The organism is Oceanotoga sp., assembly GCF_030445905.1.
Taxonomy (GTDB): Bacteria; Thermotogota; Thermotogae; order Petrotogales; family Petrotogaceae; genus Oceanotoga; species Oceanotoga teriensis.
The window spans coordinates 19,372-31,796 of the sequence record NZ_JASUSU010000033.1; the positions used below are offsets into that span (position 1 = coordinate 19,372).

Genomic DNA, 12,425 nt, shown 5'->3' on the forward strand with positions numbered 1-12,425 from the left:
GGTTTAGTTGAGTAAAGGTAAATTAAGAATTATAAAAAAGAGAATTGATTCAACAAGATCTACCATGCAAATAACTAAAGCTATGCAAATGGTAGCCTCCGCAAGATTAAATAAAATAAAAAAAGGTATGCAACCAATAAGAGATTATGCAAAATATGCTAAAAATATTATAGAAAAAATTGAACCAGATATAAATTCACCATTCGTAAAAGATGGATCTGGAACTTTATTAGTTGTAATTACTCCAGATATGGGACTTGGTGGCTCCTTTGCTTCCGATATTAGTACTTTTGCAAAGAAAGAATCTGAGAAAATAGATGATTTTAAAGGTTTTCTCGTTATAGGTAATAGAGGATCCGTTGAACTTAAGAAAACGAATAAAATATTGTTATCGAGAGTGAATTTATTCGATACACCAAAAAAAGAACATGCAGAATATATTTTAGATGATATATTAGAATTTCTTGAAAAAGAAGATATATCTAAGGTTAAAGTCATTTATGGAGAACTTAAAAATGCTTTGATTCAAAAACCTAAAATTGTAGATCTTTTGCCTATTCAATATGAAAATTCTTTGGATCCAAGATATGAATATGAACCTGATTCATCTGTTCTTTTTGAAGAAGCATCTTATTTATATATGCTCTCTCAGATTTTCTTGTTTATTTATGAAACAAAGATTTCTGAACTTCATGCAAGACAGAATGCTATGAAAAATGCAACTGAAAATGCTGAAAATCTCATTTCTGATTTAAATCTTGAATATAATAAAATGAGACAGGCTTCAATCACTTCAGAACTTATAGATATAGTTAATGGAGCCCAGGCACTCCAGGATGATTAATGGGGGTGAAAAACTTGGATAAAACGGTTGGTAAAATAATAAGTGTAATTGGACCTGTTGTTGATGTTAAATTTCCAGAAGGTCAATTACCTGAAATTTATGATTCTTTAGAAGTTAATAATCCTTATACAAATACCAAATTAGTTTTAGAAGTAGAACAATTAATCGGTGATGATACTGCCAGATGTATAGCAATGGATTCAACTGATGGTATTAAAAGAGGATTAGATGCTATTAACACTGGAACTTCTATTAAAGTTCCTGTTGGAATGGGATCATTGGGAAGAATGTTCAATTTATTGGGTGATCCTATAGATGAAAGAGGTGAAGTTTCTGATATAGACCATTGGCCTATTCATAGAGAATCACCTACTCTTGAAGAACAAAATACAGAAATAGAAATTCTTGAAACTGGTATAAAGTGTATAGATCTATTAGCACCTTTTCCTAAAGGTGGTAAGATAGGACTTTTTGGTGGTGCTGGTGTTGGTAAAACAGTTCTCGTTATGGAACTTATAAGAAATATAGCTAAAGAGCATAAAGGTATTTCAGTCTTTGCTGGTGTTGGTGAAAGAACGAGAGAAGGTAATGATTTATGGCTTGATATGAATGATTCCGGAGTTATAGAGAATACTGCACTCGTTTTTGGTCAAATGAATGAACCACCTGGAGCAAGATTTAGAATTCCTTTAACAGCTTTAACTATGGCTGAATATTTTAGAGATGAACAAAAAAAAGATGTTTTATTATTCATAGATAATATTTTTAGATTTGTTCAAGCAGGTTCTGAAGTTTCTGCTTTACTCGGTAGAATGCCTTCTGCTGTTGGTTATCAGCCAACTTTGGCTTCTGATATGGGACAATTACAGGAAAGAATAACATCTACAAAAGATGGTTCTATAACCTCTGTACAAGCTGTATACGTTCCTGCCGATGATTTTACTGATCCTGCACCTGCAACAACATTTTCACATCTTGATGCAAATATAAATTTATCAAGAAAACAAGCTGAAATGGCATTATATCCAGCTCTTGATCCTTTAGATTCTACTTCAAAAATGTTAGATCCTAATATTGTTGGAGAAGATCATTATTTTGTTGCTAGAGAAGTTCAAGCAATTTTACAAAAATATAATGATTTACAAGATATAATAGCTATTCTCGGTATTGAAGAACTTTCTGAAGAAGATAAATTAACAGTTTCAAGGGCCAGAAAAATTCAAAAATTCTTATCTCAGCCTTTCTTTGTTGCTGAAAAATTTTCTAATATATCTGGTGCTTATGTAAAAGTAGAAGAAACTGTTAAAGGATTTAAAGATATATTGGAAGGTAAATATGATGATCTTCCAGAAAATGCTTTTTATATGGTTGGAACTATTGAACAGGCTGTTGAAAAAGCAAAGAATTTGTAGGGGGGATAAACGATGTTTAATGTGAAAATAGTAACCCCTGAAGGCATTAAAGAAGATATTGATGCAAGATATGTCGAATTTACTACAATAGATGGTTCTATTGGTATATTACAAGATAGACTTCCAATTGTTGCAAAGTTAAAGTTTGCCCCATTAAAAATAATATCCAAAGATGAAAAGAAACTTGTTTATGCTGTTCTTGGTGGTCTTGTGGATATGGATGGTAAAAACTTTACTGTTCTAACAACAGAAGCACTCAAACCAGATGAAATCGATGTGGAATCGGCAAGAAAAGCTGTTGAAAAAGCAGAAGAACAATTAAAAAAATCTGATGATTTTATGCAAAAAACTAAATTAAAATCTGAAATTCAAAGAAATATGACAAAAATTGATATTGCTAATACAAAATAGAATAGGTTAAACCTATTCTATTTTTTTTATTATTTTTTTTATTATTTTTTCATTTTGTATATTTTTTTTATAAATTTTTAAATTCTCTATTACATTGATTATATCTATATGATTATTCATTTTTAAAGCTTTTTCATATAATGTTGGAAAAAACATCATTTTATCCATAAATATAGGTGATATATATATATTACTCAAATCTTTAATATTTTCAAAGTTTATTTTTTTATTATTTAAAATAAATATATCTATTTTTTTATTTAAAAAATAGAATATATTTTCATTTTTGGATATTTCTTCATAATATCCAAAAAAATATTTTATTTCTTTATTTAGAATTATTCTTTTAAAAGTTTCTTGATACTTATTATAAATTTTTAATTCATTTTCAAACAAATATATAATTTTTTCAGATTCAAACACGATGATTTTTATCCCAAAGATATTTGAAATCTCAAACAAAATATTTAAATCTATTTTTTTCCCTTTATAATATAAAAGATAAAGGTATATACCTTCATTTAATCCTTTTATTATCTGTTCTGTTATTTTTATATAATTTTTTTGTTCTATTATTTTAAATTTTCCATTTGAAGATTCTATTTTTAAATCAAAATAATTATTTTTTATATATTTATAGATTTTTCTCATATAAAATTTTTTTAATATTTTCATTTTTATATCCTTTTGAAAGTTTTATTTTTTATCAAAAAATCTTTATATACAATTTCTTTGAGTTTTTTTATATTTATTCTTTTATTATTAAAGTTTTTTCTGAGTTCAAAAAAAGTATATATTGAGTTTTTTTCTATGTATTCTTTTTTGTCTTTACTGTAATAATAAATTCCTGAAAAAACTTTTTTGTTATAAAGAATTATTATAGAATCTATTCCAGAAAAATTTGAACAAGAACTAATATGATTTAAGTATTTTTCAATATTTGAATAGTCAACATCTATATAAAAAATGTTTAAATCACATTGTTCTAGATTACTTAAAATATAATGATTATAATCAAGAGCTTCTTTTAACTTTCCAATAAAGATATTAAATCCATATACTTTTAATATATTTTTTTCTTCTATTTGATTATTTTTGTTAAAAACTTTAAAGTCATTGTTTCTATATATAATATTAAAAGAGCTATGGTCATTTAATGACCACGGCTCTGTTGATAAAATTAAATTTATACTAAAAAATTCCATTGAATTTATTGGATTTCCAGCATAAATATTCATTTTTATTTATAATTTTCCATGAATGCTTTATATGCAAGATATGTTTCATAAAGATCTCCCTTTGAAGCTATTTCATAAGGTGCATGCATTCCTAATAATGCTACTCCAGCATCTATTACATCTAAACCCTGTTCGGCAAAGAATTTTGCTATAGTTCCTCCTCCACCTAAGTCTGTTCTTCCCAATTCTCCAGTTTGCCACAATATATTATTTTCATTCCAAACTTTTCTAACTTTTCCAACTACTTCAGCATTAGCATCATTAGTTCCTGCTTTTCCTCTTGCACCAGTATATTTAGTCAAAACAATTCCATAATTTAGTTTTGGTGCATTATTTATATCATGTGCATCTTTATAATTTGGATCAAATGCAGCTGATACATCAGAAGATAATAAAATTGAGTTGTTTATAGCATCTTCTATTGCTATAGTAACATCTTCATTTTGTAATTTCAATAATTTTTTTAACATTGGTATCCAAAAATGATTTTTTGCTCCAGTATTTCCATCTGAACCTATTTCTTCTTTATCAACAAGAAGTATAGCTGAAGATCTTGAATTAATTTTTGAATTTATCAATGCTGTTAAACTTGTATATGCACAAATTCTATCATCATGACCATATGCTGCTATCAAACTTCTATCAAGTCCAACATCACGTGAAGGTAACGATGGAACTATTTCTAATTCAGCACTTATGAGATCTTCTTCAATTATTCCATATTTTTCATTTAATATATTTAATATATTTAATTTAACTGAGTCTTTTATTTTTTCTTCTGAATCATAATTTATAGATATAGTTCCCAATAAAAGATTCATTTTTTCTGGATCTATTGCTTCACTTATCGCTTTTTTATTTCTATCTAAATGAGGTAAGAGATCAGATATGACGAATACAGGATCTTTTAAATCATCTCCTATAGATACTTCTACCGTTTCCCCTTTTGAATTTATAATAACGCCATGTAATTCAAGAGGTATATTAAGCCATTGATATTTTTTTATACCTCCATAATAATGTGTTTTTGCCATTGCTATTTCTGTATCTTCTATCAAAGGTTCTGGTTTAAAATCTATTCTTGGTGCATCAACATGTGATCCAACTATATTTACTCCATTTTTTATTTTTCCTTTGATTTCAATTGCAAATAATGATTTATCTCTATTTATATAGTAAACCTTATCTCCATCTTTTAATTTTCCTTCTTTTTCAAAAAATTCAAGTGGTTTATAACCATTTTCTTCTAATAATTTTTTAGAATATTTTATAGCCTTTCTTTCTGTTTTTGAATAATCCATAAATTTTTTATAGTTTTCTGTATAATCATCCACAGTTTTAAAATCATTTTTTTCCCAAACATTTTTTCTATTCAATGTTAATTTTTTACTAAGTTCTTTATAGTCCATTTTTTACACCTCCATTAGAAATAAGTTTGTTTATTTGTTTTTATTTAACTTTTATATTATTTTCATTTTTTAAAAAAATATTCTATAATATAATTAAGAAGCAACTTATATTATTTTCATCGGAAAAATAATTAGTTAGTAAAGTTAATAAAATTAACTATATTAAAATTATATCATCATGGATAGGGGGTTGTCAAAGTGGAAAAAGAGTTATACCCAGAGGTTACTCTTGATTTAGTGAGAGTAACAGAAGCTGCAGCATTGATGAGTAGTATTTATTTAGGATTTGGAAATAAAGAAAAAGTTGATGGTGCAGCTGTTGATGCAATGCGCGGGATGTTGGATTATATAGATATCAAAGGTACAGTTATAATCGGTGAAGGTGAAAAAGATGAAGCACCAATGCTTTATCATGGAGAAAAAGTTGGAAATTGGAATGATAATTCTTATGAAATGGATATTGCAGTTGATCCAATTGATGGTACTCGTCTTGTTGCATATGGACTTCCAAATGCTATAAGTGTTATGGTTGCTGCAGAAAAAGGTAAAATTTTATCTTTACCTACTTTTTATTCATCTAAGTTAGTTGTTGGTCCAGAATTAAAAGGTAAATTAGATATAAATTCCCCGATAAAAGAAAATATCAAAGTTGCAGCTGCAGTACTTGGTGTTCCAATTTCTGAGATTACAGTGGTAATACTCAATAGAGATAGACATAAAAATATAATAGATGATGTTAGATCTATAGGTGCAAGGATTAAATTAATTGGAGATGGCGATATAGCAGGCGCCATAGCAACTTGTATGCCTGATAGCGGTGTAAATATTTATATTGGAATAGGGGGATCTCCAGAAGCAATATTAGCAGCTGGTGCACTGAAAACTCTTGATGGGGAAATTCAAGTCAAAATTTGGCCAAGAGATGAAGATGAAAAATTAAAAGCATTAGGTGAAGGTTGGGATTTGAATAAAGTTTATTTTACGGATGATTTAGTTGGAGGAAAACATGTAATTTTTGCCGCAACAGGTGTTACTGAAGGAGATTTTCTAAGTGGCGTAAAATTTTTAAAAGGAAAAGCAATAACAGAATCAATTTCTATGAGAAGTTCAAGTGCTACCATTAGAAAAATATCTACTGTTCATAATCTTGATACAAAGACTATAAGGATTAAATCTTTAGATGGCGATGAAAAATTTGTTAATCTTAATAAATCTGATGAAAAACAAAAATTATTAAATTTAAAATTATTTTAAATTCCTCGATCTATAAATTGACCCATAGATCAAAGAAAAAAGAAGGGTATCGATATTTTAAATATCGATACCTTTTTTATTAGAATATAGGATCGCTTTCCATATGTTCCCAATAATCTTTAGATATTTTATCATAAAGTTCTTTAATCTTATCTCTATGAGCTTTTTCCCAATCTGCTAAATGGTTTAATACCTTTTTTACTTCTTCATCTTCAATAGAATTTGCAGCTTTTTCATAAAAATTCATAAAATCTTCTTCAATTAAATACGCCATTCTCAAAACTGGTATATCAGTTCTTAAAGCTTTGAAATCTCCTCCATAAACTATTTCATTTTTTTGTCTTTCATTAAATACCTTACCTATATCTTCAACATTGTACCTTATAGGTTCATCTTCTTCTATGGTATTTATTAGTTTATTTATATAGTCTACATGGTCCTTTTCCATATTTCCTAGTTCTTCAAAAGCTTTTTTTACTTCTGGGTGATTAACTGTTTTTGATTTCGATCTATAAAACTGCATTCCTTCCATTTCTTTAGCTAAAGCATAATCTAAAATTCCTAAAACTTTACTAGCCATTTTATCCCCTCCATCTATTAATAATATTTTTCTACAATTAAATTATAACCCAAATTCTTTAAAATTCAAAACAATTTTTAAATTTTACAAAAATCAACTTCATAAGAATTTTCATTAAATTTTATTATTGCATATTCTCCATCACAGAAAGCACCTGGATTTATTATATCAATTTCATCTATATTTTCTCTATTTTGTATATGAGAATGACCATAAATCATAATATCAATTTTATCATTGAATCTTTTAATCAATCTATCAGTATATGCCCTACCAGTTTGATGCCCATGTAATAATCCAATTTTTATTTTATTTATTTCAATAGTCTTCATTTCTGGCAACTTATTTCTAAGATAAAATTCATCCATATTACCATATACAGCATGAACATTTGAATTCAAATTTTGAATATAGAAAAGCACTGTATCAGAAGTTAAGTCACCACAAATTATCACTCCATCATAAGATTTAAAATCTATTTTTTCTAAATTATGATTTATTCCTTTATCTGGATCATGAATATCACTTATTATAATATATTTCATTTTTAACACTCTCCTCTTATATAATTATTTTTATATTTATCAATACTATTTTTATAATATAATTTTATAAAATTATTAATCTTATAAAATTATATTATAAAGCCCCCCAATTTGGGGGACTAATTATCTTATTATTGATCTTTCCAAACTGTCCATATATTCCAAAGTATTCCTCTATATGGAACAAGTTCCTCTGAAGTTAGATGTAATGAATCACTAACTGCGAGAAGGCTATTTTGTGCAAATGTATAAATCATTGGCATATATTGTGCTTCAAGATTACTCCATTCTTCAAACATATCTCTTAATTTTTCATCATCTAATTCTGATTTTTGTAATCTGTATATTTCATCTATTCTTCTTTCCCATTCAGCAACTTCATAATCAGCTGGGTCTAAAAGATCTGGATTTACATCTTTTAAATATTCAGGTGACCAATTCCAAAAATGTAATCCACCATCTAAAAGATATGTGTTCCATCCATCATTTGGATCTGGTGTTTCTCCAGAAAGTCTCAATATTACAGATTCAAAACTTCCACCCATTAAATTATTTACAACTGTATTGAACTGTAAAGGTCTAAAATTAACTTCCATTCCCAATTTAGCTAATGAATCTGTTAATATATTACCTACTTCAACCCAAGATGTAGTTGAAACATTTGTAACCATATCAAATTGTACGAGATTTCCATTAGGTCCATATAATTTTCCATCATTTCCCCATGTAAATCCGCCTTCTTTTAATTCTCTCTTAGCTTTAGATAAAGAATATCTATAACCCAATGAATCTATAAATTCTTTATCATAATATGGTTCTCCTGGAACTCTTGGTGCATATGTAGGTGTTCCCAAACCATTCAACATAGAATCAATTATTGCTTCTCTATTCAAAGCATAAGAAACCGCTTTTCTAAAATGTACATTTCTGAACCATACTCTTTGTTCTTTTTTTGGAGAGTTAAAATTAAATGATACAAATGTTGGTCCTGGTACATAACTTCCAATTACTGTATGATATGGTAAAGAACTTTCTTTTTCCTTTAATGAAACATATGTAGGTGCAGAAACAGATATGAAATCCAATTCTCCAGCCTGGAATTTCAATACTTGTGTTTCAGCATTTTGAACTATTACACATATATGTTCATCTAAATAAGGTAGTTGAACTCCATTTTTATCTTTCGCAAAGAAATAAGGATTTCTTTCAAATACTAATCTAACCCCTTCTCTATATTCTTTGAAAATAAAAGGCCCTGAAGCAACTAAATCATCCATCTGTTCAAGTGTCCAAATTTGAGGAAATTTTACAGGATCATCTGCATATTGTCCAAGTTTATGTTTAGGTAAAATTCCTGTTGAACCTATACTTCCAATTGCAACTCTCATAGGTTTATTATAATGAAAAACAACTGTGTAATCATCTATAACTTTTATTGTTGGAAGATTTCCATCTTCATCGGTGAATCCATCATTACCATTAACAGACATATTTTTTTTAAAGTATATATCTTCGAATGTAAATCTAACATCTTCAGATGTTAAAGGTGTTCCATCTGACCATTTTAACCCTTTTCTCAAATTAAAAGTTAAATCCATACCACCATCAGCAGCATTAACTGCTTCATATGATTTTGCTAAATATGGTTTTTTGTAAAATGCCTCTTCATCTTTGCTCAAAAGTGATGCTATGAACATGTTTATGAACATATTAGAATTATTATCTGAAGCCCAAGCTGGATTTAATGTTTTTGGATCTGTAGTTGTAGACCAAAACATTGTTCCACCTTTTTCTCCCTCTGTGTCTTCAATTAGCCAATCAACTTCTGCAGCAAAAGCTGTTATAAATAAAGTGATAACAGCAAGTAAAGTAATTAACTTTCTCATATAAACCCTCCTAAGTTATATTTGCCTCTTCCCTCTGTTAAGACTTAACTTAAAAGGTATTTTATATTATTATCTTCCCAAAGATCTTGGATCTAATGCATCTCTAACAGCATCTCCAAAAAGATTGAAAGAAATAACTGTTATGAATATAAATAATCCTGGTAACATAAGCCAAGGGTAATTTGTTAAGGCCTCTATGTTTTGTGCCTGAGATAGCATAAGTCCCCATGATGCAGATGGTTCTGTAATACCTATACCAAGGAAACTCAACCCAGCTTCTCCAAGTATATAACCAGGAACTTGTAATGTAGCAGATACTATTATATAAGTTGCTGTATTAGGTATTAAATGCCCCCATATTATTTTTCTTCCTGGATATCCCATTGCAATAGCAGCTTCAACAAATTCTGTTTGTTTTATTCCGAGTGTCATACCTCTTATTACCCTCGTCATTGAAGGCCATCCTATAAATGACAGTATTATTATTATAAACAAATATCTTATAGCAGGGTCCATTTTTGGTGGCATAACAGCTGCAAGAGAAATTATTAAGTAAAAACTTGGAATGGACATTAGTATTTCTGTAAATCTCATAAGTATTTCATCTGTCCATCCTCCATAAAATCCAGCAAGACCACCAAGGAAAAGTCCAATAGTGAATGTTATTAGTATTCCAACAAGACCTACAGATAATGATATTCTCGATGCATGAACTATTCTACTTATCATATCTCTTCCATATTGATCGGCACCCCAAAGGAATAAAAGACCTTCATCTGATAAGTAATCATTGTATTCTGGTAATAATGTTTTTTCAGTTCCAAATAAATGATGTGAAGCTGGAATAAATCCAAGTAATTTATATTCCCATGATTTAACGAACCAGTTTATTTTATATTCTTTAAAATCAACTGCTTTTAAATTTTCTGGATATAATTCAACTTCATCAAAATCTCCTATAGTTATCAATACAAAATCGAGTTTTTTGTAAAAATCTATCGATTCTATTTCTTTATCTTTTAATTTTGATGAATATCTAAAGTTTTCTTTAAATTCATTTATAGTTAAAGGCCTATTATCTAATCTTTCTACAACTTCTTCACCATTTAAAAGTTTTGAAAATGATGTTGAATATAATTCTCCATCTTTTTGTGGTTGAGAATTAACATTTTCTCCAGTAAGCCAGTCAACAGGTATTAAACTTGAAGGAGAATCTGTTTTATTTTCAAGTTGTATATATTCTCCATTTTTTGTTTTTGCTTTTATTATAGATTTATAATAATATTGAATATTATTTACAGTTGCATCATATGTTTCATTATAAGTTCCAAGTTCAAAATAAACATCTTTATCTTGAAATTCATCAAATCCTACGATTTTATCAAGATGTGTTGCTTCTAAAAACGTACCTCTTCTGGTTACAGGATCTCTCGTTTGTTCATATAAATAAACATGTGAACCGACTTTCTCTCCAGTTACCAAATTTTTTGAATATACTTTTTGAGGACTTAAAAATCTATATTTTATATGATTGTTATAAGGATTCATAGGTGAAAAAAAGTCTGCAAATATAGCCAATATATATAATATTGCAAGTATCCACATTGCTATTAAGCCAAGTTTATGTTTTTTTAATATTCTCCAAACCAATTGTGGCATAGAGAGAAACTCATTCTCAAAAACATCATTATTATTTTCATTAGATGAGTTTTCTTGAGCTTGAGTATTTATTTTTTTCTGTTCTTCAGCCATTTTTCATATCCCTCCATTATGATAATCTAAGTCTAACTCTTGGGTCAACCGCTGCGAGTAATATATCGGCAATCAAATTACCAAATACCAACAATAATGCACTCAACATAAGATTGGCCATAACAAGGAATATATCCTGCTGTGTTAAAGCTTCAATTATAAGACTTCCCATTCCAGGCCAAGAGAAAACTCTTTCTGTAAGAACCGCTCCACCCAAAAGTCCTGATATAGAAAATCCCAATGAAGTTACAACAGGGTTTATGGCATTTCTCATAGCATGTTTATAGATTACAACTCTATTTGGCATACCTTTTGCCCTTGCAAATTCAACATAATCTTTATTTAATTCGTCAAGTAATTGTCCTCTCATAATTCTCATAGTTCCTGCCAAGCCTGATGTTCCAAGAGTAACCATAGGTCCTATAACATGCCAAAAATAGTCTCCCATCTGTTGAAACCAATTTAAACTATCAAAATTATTCGATATTATTCCACCTATAGGAAATATTCCAGTGGATGCCGACATAAAAAGCCATAAAAGAGCAAAAAAGAAATTAGGTATTGATATTCCTATAAAACCAAAAACTGATAAAGCCTGATCTGTAAATGTATATTGTTTTAAAGCACTTACTATACCCAGCGGGATACCTATCCCCCAGGTAAAAATGAATGTGGTAATACTCAGTAATAGAGTAGCTTCCAATCTTCTAAAGAGAATATTCCAAACAGGTACTTTATAAGTAAATGAGTAACCCCAGTCTCCTTGTACAATGTTTTTTAACCATATAAAGTATTGAACAACTGGTTCTTTATCAAGACCAAACTGTTTTTCAAGATTATCTATCTGTTCCTTTGAAATACTTGGACTTAATCTATAAGTATCCAAGAAATCTCCAGGAGCAAGAGAAATAACAAGAAAGGCTACTATTGATACTCCCAATAGTACAGGTAAAGACAGTATGAGTCTTCTGAGTATGTACTTTAACAACTCTTTCTACCTCCCTCTATAAAATACGCTTAAGTGAATATTTCATGATAATTCATAGAAATTAAAAAAAACAAAAAAATATAAAAGATAATAAATAATGAAAGAA

12 protein-coding genes are annotated in these 12,425 nt (G+C 28.5%); 4 read left to right on the top strand and 8 right to left on the bottom strand.

Going from position 1 to position 12,425, the window contains the following annotated elements; all coding sequences use genetic code 11:
* Positions 1 to 7: 7 nt before the first annotated feature.
* From atpG to atpC, 3 genes are read left to right on the top strand one after another with little or no spacing between them, the layout of a single operon-like run.
* Positions 8 to 844 carry an ATP synthase F1 subunit gamma gene (gene atpG / locus PWP28_RS09785; RefSeq protein WP_109604481.1) on the top strand — a complete coding sequence of 279 codons (837 nt, stop codon included), beginning with the start codon at positions 8 to 10 and terminating at the stop codon, positions 842 to 844.
* Positions 845 to 858: 14 nt separating this feature from the next.
* Positions 859 to 2,256 carry a F0F1 ATP synthase subunit beta gene (atpD, locus tag PWP28_RS09790; RefSeq protein ID WP_308644670.1) on the top strand — a complete coding sequence of 466 codons (1,398 nt, stop codon included), beginning with the start codon at positions 859 to 861 and terminating at the stop codon, positions 2,254 to 2,256.
* Between the two features lie 12 nt (positions 2,257 to 2,268).
* Positions 2,269 to 2,667 (top strand): ATP synthase F1 subunit epsilon, encoded by a 399-nt coding sequence (gene atpC / locus PWP28_RS09795; protein ID WP_308644671.1) that lies wholly within the window; start codon positions 2,269 to 2,271, stop codon positions 2,665 to 2,667.
* A 12-nt stretch (positions 2,668 to 2,679) separates the two neighbouring features.
* On the opposite strand, the gene PWP28_RS09800 is transcribed toward atpC, so the two are convergent.
* Genes PWP28_RS09800 through PWP28_RS09810 form a run of 3 tightly spaced genes read right to left on the bottom strand, consistent with a single transcriptional unit; the run spans position 2,680 to position 5,314 of the window.
* The gene (locus PWP28_RS09800; RefSeq protein WP_264150302.1) at positions 2,680 to 3,342 is read right to left on the bottom strand and encodes a hypothetical protein; all 663 of its coding nucleotides are present in this window, start codon (positions 3,340 to 3,342) and stop codon (positions 2,680 to 2,682) included.
* 2 nt (positions 3,343 to 3,344) lie between these two features.
* Positions 3,345 to 3,905: a hypothetical protein gene (locus PWP28_RS09805; RefSeq protein WP_109604477.1), complete on the bottom strand. Its 561-nt coding sequence runs from the start codon at positions 3,903 to 3,905 to the stop codon at positions 3,345 to 3,347.
* A 2-nt stretch (positions 3,906 to 3,907) separates the two neighbouring features.
* Positions 3,908 to 5,314 carry an aminopeptidase gene (locus PWP28_RS09810; protein WP_308644672.1) on the bottom strand — a complete coding sequence of 469 codons (1,407 nt, stop codon included), beginning with the start codon at positions 5,312 to 5,314 and terminating at the stop codon, positions 3,908 to 3,910.
* 198 nt (positions 5,315 to 5,512) lie between these two features.
* On the opposite strand from PWP28_RS09810, the gene glpX reads away from it, so the two are divergent.
* Positions 5,513 to 6,568 (top strand): class II fructose-bisphosphatase, encoded by a 1,056-nt coding sequence (gene glpX, locus PWP28_RS09815; protein WP_109604475.1) that lies wholly within the window; start codon positions 5,513 to 5,515, stop codon positions 6,566 to 6,568.
* A 79-nt stretch (positions 6,569 to 6,647) separates the two neighbouring features.
* On the opposite strand, the gene PWP28_RS09820 is transcribed toward glpX, so the two are convergent.
* From PWP28_RS09820 to PWP28_RS09840, 5 genes are all read right to left on the bottom strand, one after another.
* A complete protein-coding gene (locus tag PWP28_RS09820; protein WP_109604474.1) occupies positions 6,648 to 7,148 on the bottom strand; it encodes a ferritin family protein in 501 nt (166 codons plus the stop codon).
* 77 nt (positions 7,149 to 7,225) lie between these two features.
* Complete coding sequence (locus tag PWP28_RS09825) at positions 7,226 to 7,693, bottom strand: metallophosphoesterase (RefSeq protein WP_264150305.1); 468 nt, start codon at positions 7,691 to 7,693, stop codon at positions 7,226 to 7,228.
* Positions 7,694 to 7,824: 131 nt separating this feature from the next.
* Positions 7,825 to 9,579 (bottom strand): ABC transporter substrate-binding protein, encoded by a 1,755-nt coding sequence (locus tag PWP28_RS09830; RefSeq protein WP_305081693.1) that lies wholly within the window; start codon positions 9,577 to 9,579, stop codon positions 7,825 to 7,827.
* A 69-nt stretch (positions 9,580 to 9,648) separates the two neighbouring features.
* On the bottom strand, positions 9,649 to 11,331 hold the full coding sequence (locus tag PWP28_RS09835; protein WP_308644673.1) for an ABC transporter permease: 1,683 nt from the start codon (positions 11,329 to 11,331) through the stop codon (positions 9,649 to 9,651).
* A 16-nt stretch (positions 11,332 to 11,347) separates the two neighbouring features.
* Positions 11,348 to 12,319: an ABC transporter permease gene (locus tag PWP28_RS09840; protein WP_109604470.1), complete on the bottom strand. Its 972-nt coding sequence runs from the start codon at positions 12,317 to 12,319 to the stop codon at positions 11,348 to 11,350.
* Between the last annotated feature and the right edge of the window lie 106 nt (positions 12,320 to 12,425).